Here is a 15,808-nt window from a genome sequence, read left to right on the forward strand (position 1 = left end):
TGGTAATATTTATGGATACATGCCCAGGGCCCTTGGGAACTCTTGGCTGGGCAGGGCCCTGGGGCGCCACGGCGGGGGTGCCTTGGGAGGGTGGAAGCTAAAAAGAGGTCAGACCTTGCTACGCCCACGCTGCTCCCTCCCCGGCCCGATCTCGGGGCGGTGGGCGTAGCCGCGGCGGCCGCCGCCCTTATACTGGTTGGAGGCTCCCCCCTAGGCCTGGCCATAGTCACGGGGGCTGTGGTCGGCGTAATCGCTCTTCCCCTCTTCCTCCTCTTCCGCGAGATAGCCCTCTTCCACAGCCGCAGAGTGCTCCGGCCCGAGGAGGCCGGCCTCGTGGCCGAGTGGCTCCAGGCTGCGGGAGCAGCGGTGGGCGCGGGGAGCGTGACGGTCCTCTACACCTATCGGCGGGGGGCGGGCCTGCAGGTCATGCAGCTCGGCTCCACGGCTCAGGGCGAGCATATACAGGGGAGCCTGCTCGCCCACATCCACCGCGCGGCCTGGAACGCGCTCCCCGCCGCCTTCAGCTCCGGCGGCAGGGTCTACGTGGCGGTCCCGGCAAGGATAATGGAGTGGCTCTACAGTATAGCCGGCAAGAGCCGCTCCACGGCCTATCTGAGGCCCCACAGCAAGGGGGAGGTGAAGACGGTCTACCGTATACTGAGGGAGCTCGCCCAAGCGGCCAGCCGGGGCGCCAGCCGCCTCTACACCGCCTACACAGCTACTAAGGCCTTCACGAGGCTCGTAGTATCTGGCGCTATAAGGCTCGACCCGCAGATCGCGGACAAGGTGGACAGCCTAGTTCCCGCAGAACCACCCTGGATACGCCACAGGGTGGTTAAGCAGCTCCGGGAGGAGATGGCGAACACTATACCGCCCTAGGCCCTAGGGGGTCAGCGGCGAGAGACATGCAGCCCGGGCAGCCCCTAGAGGGGCTCCGCCACGCCCCGGGAGACCCCCGGGATAGCGGCAAGGGTGGGCTCATCACCCCCTGCCGGCCATTGGGGGCTCGGAGCGGCAAGCGGTCCACACCCTCCAGCCCTCTTCGGGCGAAAAGCACCTCCTCACAGCCCCACGGGGCCTAGGGTGTAATAACGCCCCGGGGGAATCAATCTCGCCCCCGGGCCAAGGGCTTCTCCCAGCGTGCCTCCAGGGGGCCGCCGGTGAGGCACCGGGATCAACGTGCAGCCCCTGCCCGGGGCAGATTGCGAGGCCCTCCTCCGCGTCCCCCGGGGGCCGGTGCGCGGGCCCGCCGCCGCTGAGGCGGCCCCTCTCCCCGGCCCCAGCGCGTGATGAGGGGTAGCAATGCCGACCCCCGCTCCGGGTGGGGAGCCCTAGTGTGGCTGACCCCTGATCCCAGACCTCCATCACTGTGCCCGCGGCCGCCCCCATGTAGCGGCCCGGGCGCCTCCTGGCGATGTAGCTCGCCGCGCTGCCGCTGCAGTGGATCGGCGCGACCAGCCCGGCGAGGCTGGGGAGCTTCTCCACCTCCGCCGGCGGCGCCCCGTGCAGGCCCCTATGGCTAGCTCCGCCTGCCGGCTCCTAGCGCCTGGAGGGCGGCCTCGAGCCTAAGCCCTCGGGGCCCCGGTACCCGTGCCCGCTTTGCGGGCGGTAACTAGCATTACGGGGGCCGCCTTCCTCACGCCCGGGGGCAGCTGGTTGCCCGGGCTCAGGGGCTTCCTGGAGGACTACGCCGCCGCCGTCTACCGAGAGGCCGCCGGGTTCCTAGAGGCGAGGCGCAGGCTCCTGGCGACCGTAGAGGGTAGGGATCTCTCCGAGCTAGTCGACCTCGGCCCTGCAGCGGAGATGCTGCTCGGCGGGTTCCAGGCATCCATCCACAGGGAGCAGAGGTACCCCCCGCGGAGCCTCGCCCGCTTCTACCGCGACGTGGTAGGCGTGTACGTCGCGCAGCCCGAGAGGCTAGCCGCCCGGCTGCGCGACGGCCTCCCCCTCCGGCTGGCCGGCTGGGGGATCCGGGTAGCCTCCTCCAAGACCAAGCCCCTCGCGGCGATCGAGGCGGTCGCCGACGCTGCCCGGGCGCTGCTCGAGAGCCTGGGAGCCACGCCCCCGGAGCCGGGCCAGCTCGACACCGGGGACCCCATGTGGGCCCCCGAGGCGCTGCACCGCCTCCTCACAGCCCTGATCCGCGGCATGCCGCCCTACAGCCGCGAGGCCCTGGTCCTCTACAGCGCCTCCGCCACGGTGACGGGGGCGCTGCTCGAGAGCCTCGGCGCCGGGGGGCTGGAGGACCTCGGCCTCGAGGAGCACGCGGAGCTCCCCGGGCCCCAGGGGGACCCTCGTAGGAGGCTGCTCCGCGCCCGGGAGAGCTCCCCCCTCCACCGCTACCGCTGCCTAGTCTACGCGGGCGCGAGGCTCCTCGGGCTCCGGGAGCTGGAGCCCTTCTACACCCTCCCCAGCCCCATAAGCGACCTAGTGGACGCTGCGCTCCAGAGCCTGGAGGCCTGCCCCGCGGAGCGCCGGGAGCTGCTCCAGGTCCTCGCCGGCCGCGCCGCCCGGAGGCTCAACTGCCTCCCCAGGCTGGGCTGCCCCGTGGAGCCCCCCTGCCTCCCCGCCGGCCTACACTGGCTCGAGGCCACGGCCGCGCTGGACGGCGATGTCCTGCGCCTGGACGGCCTCGAGGCCGGTGTGGGCGAGACTATGGACGCTCTGGCGCCCCTCATGGCTCACGGTCTGGCCCTTGTCGAGGTGGAGGAGGCTGATGGCGAGAAGAGGCTCCGGCTGGGGCTGCTGCAGCCCCAGCGCCCCCTGCCCCGCTAGGCTTTACGCGTTACGCGCCCACCCCAGGACCACTAGGAATATAGCAGACGGGACACCGGATAGGAGAGGAGCGGGTGGGAGCCCGGAGGACTCTCCCCTCCAGACCCCCGGGTCCTCCGCGCGCCCTCGTCGACACCCCACTATTTTGACGCAGGCCGCCGCTCCCAGGGCCCTCTTAAGGCTTTCCCCGCCTCTCCTGCCTCACCCCTATCCCAGGTATCCTGTTAACCATGTGGACAAGGTCGAGGCCCCTTACCTCCGAGTAGCCTGGCCCGGGCTCGCCGCCCAGGAGCCTCCCGAAGCCCTCCCGCAGCGCGTCGTCAACGCTCTCCGCCACCTCCTTCATCAGCTTGCCCCTGAACATGTCCAGCCTCCCGGCGAGCGCTACTAGGAGGTGGAGCTGCCCCTCCTCCACCAGCTGCTCGTTGGACTCGAGGTCCAGGGGCTCCTCGAGCCCCCGGGCTACGAGCCAGGAGCCCCGCAGCCTCGGCTTCTCCAGCCTCGGCGTCTCGGCCAGCAGCCTCCTGGCCGGGGGCCTGTAGGCGGCGTAGCTTCTCCTCCCTACGGCTAGCCTCCTGGCCTCGCTGGTCGCGTCGCGGGCCCGGTAGTCCTCCATGACTATTACCGTGTCGGCGGAGGCTATGAGGGGGAGGGAGCCGCTGGAGACTATCACCAGGGAGACCCCCTTCTCGGCCATGGAGGCGGCCTGCTCGGCTATCGTGGTGACCGTCTTCCTCCGTATCAGGGGCTCGGCGCGCTCGTCGTAGAAGAGCAGGTTCGTCGCCGAGGTGTCCTCGTCTACGAGTATGAGCCTGGCCCCCGCCTCCACAGCCTCCTGCACCGCGGCCGCCATGCTTGTAGCCCCGCTCGCGTCCCGAGTGGTGAAGCAGCCCGTGTCCCTGCCGCCGGGGAGGCTGTGGATGAAGCTCGATATGTCCACGCACTCCACGCTCCTCCCGTCCTCCGCTCGGACCTTGACGGCCTCCCTTATCGTCACAACCCTCTCCCTGCCGTCGCCGGGCACGTGGTTGTAGATGCCGCTCTGTATAGCCTCCAGCAGCGTCGTCTTCCCGTGGAAGGCCGTCCCCGCTATCACCGTGACACCCCTGCGGACGCCCATACCCGTCACCGGCCCCAGGCTGGTCTCGATCTCCACCCGGAGGCTCGGCGGCGACTCGAAGGGCACAGCGCCGGGGAGTGGGTCCTCGCAGCCCCCGCAGCGCCTGGGCAGGATGCTCCCATCCCCCACGAAGGAGACGAGCCCCATGCCGGGGAGCCTGGAGCGTATCTCCTCCTGCAGTCTCCACGCCTCCACGTGGCGTCTCAGCCCCTCCATGTCCACCCTCAGCGCCTCCTCTACGGCGCGGGGCAGCCTCTCCAGGAGAAGCTCCTCGGCCGCGTCGCCGAGGACCCGGCGCCTCCTGCTGGGCAGCCCCGCCCAGACGCGGAGGACCAGCCCATCCCTCCCCAGCTCAGCGCCGCTCCTCCGCAGCATCACCGGCCCGGGCCGAGGCACCGCGAGGAGCCCACTGTGGCCCTCGCCGAGCCTCGCTGAGTAGCGGCGGAGCGCCTGGTGGAGCCTCCGGTAGATGTAGTCAGCGGCCGCCACCGGGTGCTCGAGCGCCCACCGGGGCAGCCCCGGCCTGGCCTCTATCCTCACAACGCTCGGCGGCGCGAAGGGGTCCCCCTGCACCCTCACGACGCGGATGAGGAGGCCCCGGACCCTCTCCTCGGCGCCCCTGAGCTCCCTATACGCCTTGTAGCCCCGCCCGTCTATCACGCGGAGCACGCGGCTGATGCTAGCGCCCCTGGCAGCCAATGCTCACCCACGCCGGGGCCCCGAGGCCCCCCGGGCGGCTAAGGCTCCATCTCCCCCAGGGCCCCGGGGGCCCGCCGGCTGCGCGGCAAAGCCTCATAGCGGGTCTACGCGCCCGCAGCACCCCGGAGGCGCCGCGGGGGTGCCAGGCAGGGGGAGAGGGGGGAGGGGAGGCCGCCGGGGCCCCGGCGCGAGCAGCGAGTTTCTCAGCCAGGCTAGCGAGCAGGTCCAGCCGGTGCACGGCCAGGGCTTCTTCTACGTGGGCTACCGCTACATAGCCTACTACCTCGTCTTCGACTACATAGACCCCCTCGGCTACTACGACGCCGTGCTGAGGGACGAGAGGCTCTACGAGGAGGAGACCACCAAGCTCTACTACAACATGCAGGAGCTGGTGGACCAGGAGGAGGTCGTGGTCAACGGGGAGAGGGTGAGGCCGAGGGTGGAGATGGTTGATATAGGGTTCCGGGGGAGCAGGAGCAGGGTCTTCATAGTCTTCGCCCTCCGGTTCCGGGCCCCGCTCCGGAGGGGCCGGAACGTCTACGAGAACAGGTACGAGCCCGAGGAGATAGAGTACAGCTACGAGGCCTACTGGGTCTTCCCGCCGGGCTCCAGGGTGCTCTCGGTCGACATGGGCCCGGGGAGCGAGGACTGGGACATTGTCGGGGAGAGCACGCTGGCGATCTACGGCCGGCGCGGCGGCCGCACCGGGGGCTATGAGAGGATAGAGTTCCAGCTCCCCTAGCCCCCGGCCTCCACGTAGACCCTAACCTCCCTCGGCACCAGCCTGCCCGCTCTCCGGAGCGCCTCGGCCCCGAGGAGGGCCCCACCGCCGTCATCCATGTAGTATGCCTCGAGCCTCCCGGCGCCCGGGTCGGCGTAGACGTAGAGGGTGCCCCCACCGCCCCTGCACACCACGGCGACCCTCGTGTGGAGGGCCAGCGCGTCGTCAACGATATCCATGCAGGGCTTATCCCCCGCCCTTACCTCCACCGCCCTCCCCCTGGAGGAGAGCGCTGCAAGAGCGAGGACATTGAACGTGTCCGAGAGCCTCAGCCCCCTTACACGCAGCATCTCCATGAGCTCCTCTAGGTCCTCCTCCCCCGCAGCCTCCACGGCCTCCCCGGGGCCTGCCGCGGGCCCCGCCTCCTGCTCCGCCGGCCGCGCGGCGGCCTCCCCGGGGGCGGGCTGGGGGCCGCCGGCCCCCTCTCCACGCCCGACCCCCGCGAGAACGGCCCGGAGCCTCTCCAGGCCCCCGGGCACGACGGCCTCCGGCCTCTCCTCGGCATCCACTGCCACCTGGTGCTCGGTCAGCTCTATAATCTCCACCACGCCCCGCCTATCATCCGCGCGCCTGGCCAGGAGCTCTAGGCACTCCTCTCCAGCGGCCACGGCGCCGCCCGGGGCGGCGGCTATGCACGCCAGCAGGCTAGGCGAGGCCTCCAGGTAGACCTGGAGCCCCTCTGGCGTGTAGTAGACGAGCCTCAGCCCCTCTTTCCCGAGCCCGCCGAGGGCCTCCGCGATGGCTTCCCTCAGCGTGCTGGGCCCGAGCTGTATGAATCCCCTGGTCCTCCCTCTCGAGACGAACATAGCCGAGGAGCCTCGGTGAGGTCCCGCCTACTCCTAAGCGTGACTATACGAGGGGCTACGCCTAGCCCCGAGGAGGGCGGCCACGTGGCGCGCTAATATAGGCTCGCCGTGGGGGCTCGAGGAGCATCCCCAAGACGGCCCTCCTCGGGGCAGCCGGGGCGGCTACGGCTAGTGCACCACCTCGACGCCCAGGATCTCGCTCACCCTGCCAGAGCGCTCTATGATGGCCGTGTCGAAGGTAGCTATGGAGAGGCAGCCGAGCGACAGCGCGGCCAGGAGGTGGAGCAGGCTGCCAAGCCTAAGCCGGATGAGCCCCCCGTAGAGCTGGGCCTCCCGCACAATTCTGTTGTAGTCCGGGTCCCTTACCTCGGCCCCCGCGCGGCGTATAGCGTAGTCTGCTAGCGCGTAAACCCCCTCAAGGCCCAGGCCGGGCCTCCTGGAGGCGATTAGCGCGACAAGCTCCGCCCGGGCCAGGTGGGAGGATACGAGGGCCCTGCCACCCCTCCGGAACTCCTCAAGCAGCTCCAGGGCGCGCTCGCGGAAAGCACCGTGCTCCTGGGCTAAGGCGAGCAGGAAGGTTGTGTCAAGGTAGATGCAGTCCCTCAAGTGGGGTAGTCACCCTCTCTCCCGCTCAGCGGCAGCCTCCAGGGGCTTGGGGGGCTCGACCGGGGGCCCGCCCTCCCTCATGTAGCGCTCCACGAGCCTCCTCGACTCCTCGAGCGCCCTGACAACGTCTACCAGGTGGACGGCGCCTGAGACCGCTATAATCCTCTCCGCGTGCTCCCGGCTACCCGCTACCCCGTGCTCGACGAGCCTGAGCGCAAGCCTCCGTATAAGCCGTTGAAGCCCATCGCCGCCGGCCATGCAGCCAGGCCCCCCGGGCTGCTCCGCTAGCTGAGCAGCAGCGCGAACACCGTGGCCAGGGGGACTATCCCGGCCAGGGCGGCTGCCGTCATGTCGGCGCCCAGCAGGTAGGCTGACGCGAAGTAGATGACTGCTACCGAGGAGCCTATAATCACCTTGAGCATGGTCTTAAGCCTTCTCAGAGAGTTGGGGCCAGCGGTGATGGGGGCTGCCGCGGCCCTCTCAGCCTCTGCGGGGGCTGCAGCCTCTTCGGCCACCTTCTCCCCTACAGAGGGCTCCGCAGCGGCTTTCACAGCCTCCACCCGTGACACCGAGAGGCTGAGCATGGTGCCGCAGTTGGGGCAGGGCTTCCTGTTGAGCACGTGGCCGCAGAAGGGGCAGACGGGCTGTGTAAAGGGTGTAGTGTGCCCGCAGCTAGGGCACGTGGCTGTGTAGACGTCGAGCACTACCCCGCAGGAGGGGCACCGGAGGGGTTTGCCCTCCACAAGCCTGCGGACCGGGTCGAGGAGGGAGGACACCCCCGGGTACTCGCCGAGCGCTATGAACGTGAAGCCCCCTCCCACGTCCGCCACGAGGACAGCTCTGCCCTTGTACTCGCCGAGCGCTACCCTCGCTGCTATCTCGCCCCCGGGGATACGCTGGCGGAACGCCTGGAGGTAGGCCGAGGCAATAGCCGCCAGCTCGTCCGCAGCCGCCTCGTAGTCCGGGTTCCTAGCGTTGACGGCGTAGGTGAAGCCCTCGTACGCGGCCACAGTGACATCTATGCCGTCGACGGAGGAGGCCAACGCTATAAGCCTTGTGAGAACCTCCTCCGGCGACTCCGCTTTGGCCCTCTCCTGCGCTGGCACGGACAAGGAGCCCGGCTCCCTAGCTTGGTGCACATGCCTTGGCTTTTTAAATTGCTTAGCCCCGGCAATGGGCTAGTCCCACGCCTCCACAGCCAGAACCATGGTAGCCCCGTCAATTCAGCCACACAGTTAATCGTAAAATACATGTTGCCGTGGGCCGCCGCTTAGAAACGCGGCTGCAGCGCCGCCAGAGGGGTGGCCCCGAGATGCCCCAGAGACCGCTTACAGCCGGGAACGGCGGCTCAGGAATGCGGCTCCGGCCCTTCGCCGTCCTGGCCGCGCTGGCTGCCCTGGCCTCTCTGGCGGCGCTTGCAAGCATGCTCTCCCCCGACAAGCCCGGGCCCAGCGTGCTGCTGACAACAGTCGTCCAGCCCTCGGGAGGGGTGCTAGTAGACGTCCGGCCCAGCGTCCGCCTCCCGGGCGCAGCCCAGAGCGCCAGGGTGGATAGGTGGCTCACGCTCCTCTGCCGGAACAGCAGCACGGGCACAGTGGGCCTACGGGTGCAGCTCGCCGACAGGGACGTCGTGGAGGCCAGGCTTGACGGGCTTAGCATCGTCCTTAAGGGGCCCCGGGGAGAGAGGCTTGGCGTGCTAGACGCCCTTCACCCGGCCCTGGATGTAAACATCTCCTGCGGCCCGGGCGGCCTAGCCTGGGTGGACGCCCTCGTGGAGTACAGGCTCCGGGGTAGCCCGGGCGACGGGGGCGAGGTGCCGGTGGTACTGGCTGTTAGCGTGTACAAGGCCCGGGAGCCCGGGGAGTAGGCGGCCCAGGCGCGCCGGCGCTCCCGCAGGCCTCGCTAGCCCCATACCGGATGATTAACAAGGTTAATAAGGAGAATGCGCGGGGACGCGTGGGGGAAGGTCCCAGCAGGCCCGCTGCAGGGGCCGCTAAAGCCCTGGGGAGCGTTGACGGGCCTTGCCGACAGGCTCCGTGACGCCTGGCCCGCTGCTAGGCGGCGGCCCGGGCGAGCCTCTAGTGGTCCCCCTCGACGCGGAGAGCATACACTCGCTCATAAGCGACTTCAAGCGTGTGCTCTCCAGGATAGAACTTGTGGAGGAGGTCGGCGACGGGTACGTCGTTCTCCGTGTCCCCCGGCGCTTCGGCATCCTGAGGCTCGGCTCCAGGCCTATGCGGCTGGACATGCACGTCTATAGGCTCGAGAACGCGCTGGTGGTCCTCCTGGGCCGCGGCGCCGACTCCCTGGTCCTGGTGGTAAGTATAGCTGATGTGGGCGAGGGCGTGCACATAGTTGTCAGCGGCGGTGGCAGCGGCAGGCTATCCCCGGCGGCGGGTAGCCTGGTTAGGGGCGTGAGGGAGGCTATAGCGGGTGTAGTCGAGGAGGCCTGGCCCACGGTGAGCCTCTCCGGCGCCGACGACGAGCTGGCCGCTGCGGGCGTGCAGGACGCGGCGCTGGTGTTCTATGACAGCTTCACCCCCGTGAAGAACGTGCTCGTCGAGGCGGCGTACCGTGTCATAGCCGCCCTGGGCCCCGGCGAGTACCTGGCGGAGATACAGGGTATGCTCCACGAGTACTACTACCTCGCCCGCCTGGTCATCCGCGGCCGCAGCGTGACCGGCGTCTACGCCGAGATGGACGGGCACAGCGTCCGGGGCGAGGACGCGCTGAAGACCGCGTGGAAGCCCCCAAGCCACCGCGTCCGCCTACTCGCCTGGGCCCTCGGAGGCCAGCGCCATAGGGTGAGGGTCAACGCCCCCCAGCCGGTCTACGAGGAGGGGCGGCACGCGGTCTACAGGCTGTGGCCCGGCGGGCGCCCCGAGTACGGCGGGCTGACAGTCTCCACGTACATCGTAGGCGACGGCTACGAGTACGCCGTGGTGGACCCGGCGGGGCCCGCGGAGTGGAGCCAGGCTGTACGCGGCCTCGTCGGCGACATGGAGCAGCTGCGCCTCATAGTGGCCGGGGATGCGAGCGCATCCACCTACCCCCTGCTTAGGGAGCTCTACGCCGCCTCCCCCGCCCAGGTGCTGGCCCCGCCCTACGCCTGGGCCCAGCTAGCAGGCCTCCTAGACCAGCCGGACCGCGTGTCGGCCGTACCCCTAACCGGGGGCCGCGTCAGGCTGGGGCGGAGCGAGCTACACGTAATACCGGCCAGCTGCTGCGGCGGCATGCTGTCCCTCTACGACCAGGCCTCGAGGACGCTCTTCACAGGCCCCGTGCTGGGCTTCCTGCTTCCACCCGGCCTGCCCTACGCCGGGGACCCCGTGCTCCGGCGTGCCCTCCGCGCCTACCTGCGGAGCACGCTCACGCCCCAGGCCCTGGGCCGCTGGCTGAAGACGGTCCAGGGCCTGGAGGTTGAGAGGCTGGCCCCGCGCTACGGCCCCCTCGTTGAAGGAGTGGAGCGTGTAAAGTCGCTGCTCGGCGAGGCGGCGGAGCTCGTGGCGGAGGGTGAGGCGGAGTGAAGGGCCCGTACCTTGACCTCCGGGGATACCGTGGCTTCATCCCCTACAGGGAGCTGGAGAGGAGCATGGAGGGTGTGAGGGAGCTGCGGCTCGCGGTAGACCCCGAGGCGGTGCCCCTCGTGGAGGCGTGGGCCCGGCTCCAGGGGCTCCAGGCGAGCCTGGCGGAGGACGGTACCCTGCGGCTGGCCAGGAGAGGTGACAAGCAGGGCGGCGCCAAGGAGAAGGTGGAGCGGGAGGCTGCTGCCCCGCCGCTCTGGGTCGACCATGGCTCCTGGGACAGCGAGCTCTCGAAGCGCCTATCTGATGCGGGCTACATAGTCAACACCGTCATCCAGGCCCCCGTCCTCTACCGGGGCCACCCCTCCGGCTTCAACTACGATAGGCTCCGGGGCCGCTCGGCCCTGCTCCGTGTAACCATGCCAGACAGCGACTACTTTCTGGCCGTTCGCGGCGGCAGGGTGGTGGCGGCCGCCCAGCTGGGGAAGCCCCTGAGCCCCCGCCAGGCGGAGACGCTGCTGGCCACGCTCCAGTCCAGCTCGGAGGCCCTCCTAACGGTCTACAATACATCCGTCTAGCGTGACGGCACGGAGCCCCTAGGCGCCTCCAGCTGCCTCCGCAGCCCCCCGGGCTGCCCGTAGGGGCCTCTCCCCGGCTCCAGGGCTTCTAGTGGACATAGGCTTTTATCCTACGGAACTTCCGCCTGCTGCATGGTGACGCTGGTGGCCCTCGCCAGGACGCTCCTGCTGCTCGCCATCCTGGCCGCGGCGCTCTATCTCCTCAAGCCCGTCCACGCCGCGGAGGCCGGGTCTAGCACCCCCCAGCCCTCGTGGAGCGTCATCCTGGGATACAGCGTCACCAGGCTAGCCTGGAACACCTCTAGCGACCACTTGTTAGTGGGCACTAGCGGCGGCGCCGTCCTGCTCGACCGGTCCGGCCACAAGGTGTGGGGGCTGCTGCCCAAGGAGCCGGTCTACGACGTGGCGTTCTCCCCCGACGGGAGGCTTGTGGCAGTGGCCGCTGGGAGGATATGGCACTACGTATACGTGCTCGACGCTGCCACCGGGAGGGAGGCCGCGAGGATATTCAGCATATGGGGCGACCTGGCGAGCGTCTGCTGGGTCTCCACCGGCTTCCTCGTCGCGGGGGAGTCGGGGAGGCCGAGGCTCCACCTCTACAAGCTGGTCCAGGGGCCGACGGGGTCCCTGGAGCCGCGCAGCCTGGCGGTGATAAGCCTAGGGGATGGGGACTATGGCGGCGTGGCCTCCATAGCCTGCATACCCGGGAAGGAGCAGGTGGTTGTAGGCATGCGCAACGGCTACATAGCCCTCGTCTCCCTCATTTCCGGCAAGCCCGTCTGGGTGTCGCCCAGCCTCGGGGGGCAGCTGGCCGGCATGGCTCTCGGCGGCGATGTTGTGGCGGCAGCCGTCATCGACAAGAGCCACGGTGTCTCAAGGCTCTACCTGCTATCGCTCGCTAGAGGGGAGGTTATGGCCTCCTATAGCGTCGAGACGCTTATCACCTCGATAGCGGTCACGGGCAACTACCTCATAGCGGGTGATCTAGGCGGCGACCTCTACCTCTTCCAGTACGGCCGAGGAGGCCTCGAGCTGGTAGACATAGACAGGGTCTCGCTTGCCCCGATAACAGCTATCGCGGTCAGCCCCGACGGCTCCCAGCTGGCCATAGGCGTGGAGAAGGGTGTCGTAGCCTCGTTCAACGCCGCCGACTTCATCTACGAGAGGCTTGCCAAGATAGTGTCTGGGGTGAGCACCGTCTACACCCTGATCAGCGTAGCCATTGATGATAGGCCCGTGGTGTTGTTCAGGACTGTCATAGACCTGCCGTCCGTGCTTTCGCTGAACGTGGGCAGCTATAATGTATCCTTCGACGCGGTCCTGGAGCAGGTTAGGCTGCCCTGCAACGTCGTGCTTGAGGTGAACGTGGTGGAGCTGAAGGAAATGGACACCAATATGACTGTAGCAACTATGCTGCTCGACAAGCCTCTAGAGATATCCTGCCACGGCATAAAATACGGCTACCAGGAGTCTAATGTGAGCGTCCATGGCCGGGCGGTGCTAGCCCTCTCCGAGACCAGTAGCCTGCGGCTCCTCGGCGACAGGGAGCATGTACTGGTTAGGCTGCAGGCAGCGCCCTACATCGCGGTGTACTACGGGGGCCGGCCCGGCAGGCTGGCCTCCGAGATAAGGGTGGATAACCTGGTCCCGGCCACAGTCATACTAGCCAAGTACTTCAGCCGCATCCAGGGCCTAGTGGCGCCGGCCCCCGGAGCAGCTACAAGGACGGTAACAACCACTGTCACCACTACCGTGACGAGGACGGTGACCACGACCCCGGCTGGAGCCTGCGGGGGTGCAGCCACGCCTCCGGCCAGCTCGGCCTCCAGGGGGCCCGCGGCCAGCGCGGCCACCAGCGCCGCCGGGGGAGCCTGGTCCGGCAGCAGGCTGGCCGCGGCAGGGATCGTGGCGGCCCTGACGGCTATAGGCCTTCTCATGCTCGTAGCGGGTCATAGGAGGAGGGGCGGCAGGAGAGGCGGCGCCGCTTAGGCTTTTCGGAGGCCGGTCCGTGTCCGCCCCTACATTCCTCTACGCGCCTGGCAGCGCCATGGCTCGCTGCGGCGGCCCCGCGCCATGGGCGACGCGTATTTAGTGTCGGCACGGCCCTGGAGGGATTGAGAGGGCGGGGTTATAGACCTTGGCCCCTGTTAAGAGGAGCGCGGTGCTCGACGTAGCCGCCCCCTGCGACCGGGTTATACGGCTGCTATCCTCCCGCGACCCCTCCTCCTTCCTGGCGGGCGCGGCCAGGCTCAGCGGCCAGGGAGAGAAGCGCGGCGTGAAGGTGCTTACCTTCGCCTCCGCCAGGTACGGCAGCCTGCGGGTGGAGGCCGAGGAGAGGGTCGAGGCTGACCGCCTGGAGCTGCTCCTCCGGGGCGACCTCCACGGCTCCGTGCGGGTTGTCGGGGTCAGCAAGGGCAGCGGGTGCCGCCTCTACCTCGAGGCTGAGGGGGAGGGTAAGCTCGTCGAGGAGTACGGCGGTGACGCCCTCTCGCGCGTAATAAACCGTATAATGGTCACGCTGGTCAGCGTGTTCCCCGCCACTCTGCAGCCCCGGGTCTCCGGGGGCAGGCTCGGGGACTACTTCATCGAGCTCCTGGAGCTCATAAACCTCGCCCAGGGGGGTAGCGCGAGGATCCAGGGCAGGCTACGCAGTATAGCAGTGGACCTCAGCCGCGGGGTCGTGATAAACTCGGAGGGGCTGGGCGAGGAGGAGGCTAGCACGATAGCGAGGGCCCTCTCCGACGCCTACTCTAGGCTTGTTGAGGCCCTGGGTATTCTCGGTGATGGCGAGGTTTCACGCCTCGTAGTATCGGGTGACAAAAGCCTTATAGTGGCCAATGTAGCGGGTAAAATATCTGTGGCCACCGTGCTGCAGCAGGGTGGCGGAGAGGAGGCCGGCGCCTCCGGCTCCGGGGCGTCGTAGAGGCTGATGCCCCAGTCTCCCAGCCGCCCTTGGAGGCTGATGAGCTTGTCAAAGCCGTTTGTTATGAGGCTGCTGCGTAGGCGCCCGCTCAGCTACACTGTCCTAGTCCTCTTCATACTAGACCGCTCCCTGAGCATGATGGAGCCCAAGACCTATGACTACCGCGGCAAGTGGTTCCACCTAGTGGACCTGGTTGAGGCTCTCCTACGCAGGCTGGGCCGCAGCAGGATGGCCCCCGCCTTCCGGGTCGGCTTCGTCTGGTTCAGCGACGACGTCGAGGTGGTTGAGTGGAACGGCGAGGTCTACTTCCCCGTCGCCCCGAGGAACGTGGCGCTCGACGTGTTCCGTAAGAGTGCGGAGAGGAACCGGCCCTACGGCATGACCGCCATGGCTGACGCGCTGGAGGCGGCGGCGTCCGTGGTCGAGCGGTATGTGGACCAGTTGACGCTGCCGCCGGAGAAGTATGGGACTCTCTTCCTCTTCACCGACGGCAGGGAGACCAGGAGAACGGTGGACGACGTGGTGGTGGCAGCGGAGAAGATAACCATGGAGCTGGCGGAGAGGATGAAGAAGCTCAACGAGAGGAACCGTATAGGCCTCGCAACCATAGCCCTCGGCCAGGACGCCGACAGGGAGACGCTGAGGGATATAGCGAGCTTCCTGCGTGAGGCGCAGCGCCGTGTCCTCGAGGACCGGGGGCTCCTGGACCTGGTGGACCCGCCCTACCACGAGAAGATGTTCATAGACGCGCCCGCCGATGACCGTATAACGCGCGAGTGGGAGGAGGCTGTGAGGAGGTTCGTGGAGAGGCTGAGCGAGACGGCTACGGTCTAGGCCTTCTAGGGTGTCAGCCCCCATGGCTAGGCTCAGCCTGGTTTTCCACAGCGGCTTCGTGGTGTCCACTGATAGCGATGAGTGGGAGCTGCTCGATAGCGGCGGCGAGGCCGACATATACCGGGCTAGGCTCCGGGGCGGGCAGAGCTACATAGTCAAGCTGTATACGCCCAAGTACACGGGGCTCGCCCGGCCGGTGGAGCGCATCGCTGAGATGCTTAGGAGGCTCACTAGGCTCCGCAGGAGGTGTGGGGGGTCGATACCCGAGAGCCTCTGGGCCCGCGGCCTCCCCGTAGCCGTGGGAGCCCTCGAGGACAGGGCCGTGCTAGTGTTCCGGGAGGTGGAGGACTTCACTACGGTATCCGAGCTGGTGAACAACCCGGAGCTGCTGGGGGAGTACCTCGAGAGGCACAGCCTGGAGGAGAGGAGGCGGTTCGCCCGCGAGGTGCTGCGGGGCCTCGCCTGCCTAGACGCGGCCGACATAGTCCATGTCGACGCTACGACGCCCAACGCGGCCTACGGCAGGGTCGGGGAGACTAGAGGGGTATTCCTCTACGACTACGAGACGGCGGGCATTATAGGCTCCGAGGACTACCCCCTCACCGTTCTCCCCGCCCGCGACGCCAACCTCCTCCCCGTGGAGGTGCTGGCCGAGGCCGGGGTTGAGATACAGCCCCCGGACCCGGGCGAGCTGCCCATACCCCTCCAGCCCTCCCGGCTCCCCAGGCCCATCCTCTCCTGGATAGCCTGGACCCCGACCTGGTACGGCCTGCAGCTGGTGGCGCTGGTCTACAGCGGCCTCAGTCCCTTCCACGGCCTCCCCGTGCTGAGCAGCAGCTACTGGCTAGAGATAGTGGAGGCCGAGGCCGCGCAGGGCTACCCGGGCGGCTGGCCCCCGCTGAGCATGGTGGACCAGGGCTACCTGGACCAGACCGAGTACCTGGAGCTGAGCAAGCTGTGGAGAAGCCTTGGCGAGGACGTGGTGGAGGCGATGTACCACGTCTTCATCGTCGACCCGGGCGAGCGGCGGGGCATGCCGAGCTACCCACTCTCGTCAATATTCTAGCCCCCGGGCGGCCCCGCAGCCTCTCATGGAGCTGCCGCCCCGCCCGCCAGGGGTAGAGATTAGTAGGACGGACCACAGTCAAGCCCATACTGTGGA

15 protein-coding genes are annotated in these 15,808 nt (G+C 68.4%); 10 read left to right on the plus strand and 5 right to left on the minus strand.

Translation table 11 applies throughout. The features are described 5' to 3' along the window. The first annotated feature begins 90 nt into the window (after positions 1-90). Both CF15_RS06875 and CF15_RS06880 read left to right on the plus strand, forming a co-directional pair. Positions 91-879: a hypothetical protein gene (locus CF15_RS06875; protein WP_058371124.1), complete on the plus strand. Its 789-nt coding sequence runs from the start codon at positions 91-93 to the stop codon at positions 877-879. 777 nt (positions 880-1,656) lie between these two features. After that, positions 1,657-2,775, plus strand: a complete 1,119-nt coding sequence (locus CF15_RS06880; RefSeq protein WP_058371125.1) for a hypothetical protein — start codon at positions 1,657-1,659, stop codon at positions 2,773-2,775. A gap of 175 nt (positions 2,776-2,950) precedes the next feature. Here CF15_RS06880 and CF15_RS06885 read toward each other — a convergent pair whose 3' ends face one another. Next, positions 2,951-4,594: an ABC-ATPase domain-containing protein gene (locus CF15_RS06885; RefSeq protein WP_058371126.1), complete on the minus strand. Its 1,644-nt coding sequence runs from the start codon at positions 4,592-4,594 to the stop codon at positions 2,951-2,953. A 139-nt stretch (positions 4,595-4,733) separates the two neighbouring features. Here CF15_RS06885 and CF15_RS06890 point away from each other — a divergent pair, with 139 nt between their 5' ends. Then, on the plus strand, positions 4,734-5,336 hold the full coding sequence (locus tag CF15_RS06890; RefSeq protein ID WP_058371127.1) for a hypothetical protein: 603 nt from the start codon (positions 4,734-4,736) through the stop codon (positions 5,334-5,336). On the opposite strand, the gene CF15_RS06895 is transcribed toward CF15_RS06890, so the two are convergent. From CF15_RS06895 to CF15_RS06910, 4 genes are all read right to left on the minus strand, one after another. Further along, the gene (locus CF15_RS06895; protein ID WP_058371128.1) at positions 5,333-6,181 is read right to left on the minus strand and encodes a hypothetical protein; all 849 of its coding nucleotides are present in this window, start codon (positions 6,179-6,181) and stop codon (positions 5,333-5,335) included. The genes CF15_RS06890 and CF15_RS06895 overlap by 4 nt on opposite strands. Positions 6,182-6,349: 168 nt before the next feature. Then, complete coding sequence (locus tag CF15_RS06900; RefSeq protein ID WP_058371129.1) at positions 6,350-6,787, minus strand: PIN domain-containing protein; 438 nt, start codon at positions 6,785-6,787, stop codon at positions 6,350-6,352. A 9-nt stretch (positions 6,788-6,796) separates the two neighbouring features. After that, complete coding sequence (locus CF15_RS06905) at positions 6,797-7,045, minus strand: hypothetical protein (RefSeq protein WP_058371130.1); 249 nt, start codon at positions 7,043-7,045, stop codon at positions 6,797-6,799. A 26-nt stretch (positions 7,046-7,071) separates the two neighbouring features. Next, positions 7,072-7,899 carry a hypothetical protein gene (locus CF15_RS06910; protein ID WP_058371131.1) on the minus strand — a complete coding sequence of 276 codons (828 nt, stop codon included), beginning with the start codon at positions 7,897-7,899 and terminating at the stop codon, positions 7,072-7,074. 200 nt (positions 7,900-8,099) lie between these two features. Between CF15_RS06910 and CF15_RS06915 the strand changes: the two genes are divergently transcribed. The 7 genes from CF15_RS06915 (at position 8,100) to CF15_RS06945 (ending at position 15,712) form a co-directional block, all read left to right on the plus strand. Continuing rightward, a complete protein-coding gene (locus CF15_RS06915; RefSeq protein WP_058371132.1) occupies positions 8,100-8,654 on the plus strand; it encodes a hypothetical protein in 555 nt (184 codons plus the stop codon). A gap of 154 nt (positions 8,655-8,808) precedes the next feature. Beyond that, positions 8,809-10,314 carry an oxygen-binding di-iron domain-containing protein gene (locus CF15_RS06920; RefSeq protein WP_058371133.1) on the plus strand — a complete coding sequence of 502 codons (1,506 nt, stop codon included), beginning with the start codon at positions 8,809-8,811 and terminating at the stop codon, positions 10,312-10,314. Further along, on the plus strand, positions 10,311-10,889 hold the full coding sequence (locus tag CF15_RS06925; protein ID WP_058371134.1) for a hypothetical protein: 579 nt from the start codon (positions 10,311-10,313) through the stop codon (positions 10,887-10,889). Before CF15_RS06920 ends, CF15_RS06925 begins: the two co-directional genes overlap by 4 nt. A gap of 132 nt (positions 10,890-11,021) precedes the next feature. Further along, the gene (locus CF15_RS06930; RefSeq protein WP_058371135.1) at positions 11,022-12,878 is read left to right on the plus strand and encodes a WD40 repeat domain-containing protein; all 1,857 of its coding nucleotides are present in this window, start codon (positions 11,022-11,024) and stop codon (positions 12,876-12,878) included. Positions 12,879-13,026: 148 nt separating this feature from the next. Then, positions 13,027-13,812 carry a hypothetical protein gene (locus CF15_RS06935; protein ID WP_058371136.1) on the plus strand — a complete coding sequence of 262 codons (786 nt, stop codon included), beginning with the start codon at positions 13,027-13,029 and terminating at the stop codon, positions 13,810-13,812. A gap of 45 nt (positions 13,813-13,857) precedes the next feature. After that, the gene (locus CF15_RS06940) at positions 13,858-14,646 is read left to right on the plus strand and encodes a VWA domain-containing protein (protein WP_168371326.1); all 789 of its coding nucleotides are present in this window, start codon (positions 13,858-13,860) and stop codon (positions 14,644-14,646) included. A gap of 22 nt (positions 14,647-14,668) precedes the next feature. After that, entirely contained in the window at positions 14,669-15,712 is a 1,044-nt protein-coding gene (locus CF15_RS06945; protein ID WP_058371138.1) for a hypothetical protein, read from the plus strand. The last annotated feature ends 96 nt before the right edge of the window (positions 15,713-15,808 follow it).

This window comes from Pyrodictium occultum (assembly GCF_001462395.1).
GTDB lineage: Archaea > Thermoproteota > Thermoprotei_A > Sulfolobales > Pyrodictiaceae > Pyrodictium > Pyrodictium occultum.

What these genes read in the sequence shown, in the direction of transcription:
- CF15_RS06895 (WP_058371128.1), bottom strand. Translation starts at nt 6,181, where the DNA reads ATGTTCGTCTCGAGAGGGAGGACCAGGGGATTCATACAGCTCGGGCCC.
- CF15_RS06905 (WP_058371130.1), bottom strand. Translation starts at nt 7,045, where the DNA reads ATGGCCGGCGGCGATGGGCTTCAACGGCTTATACGGAGGCTTGCGCTC.
- CF15_RS06915 (WP_058371132.1), top strand. Translation starts at nt 8,100, where the DNA reads ATGCCCCAGAGACCGCTTACAGCCGGGAACGGCGGCTCAGGAATGCGG.
- CF15_RS06930 (WP_058371135.1), top strand. Translation starts at nt 11,022, where the DNA reads ATGGTGACGCTGGTGGCCCTCGCCAGGACGCTCCTGCTGCTCGCCATC.
- CF15_RS06945 (WP_058371138.1), top strand. Translation starts at nt 14,669, where the DNA reads ATGGCTAGGCTCAGCCTGGTTTTCCACAGCGGCTTCGTGGTGTCCACT.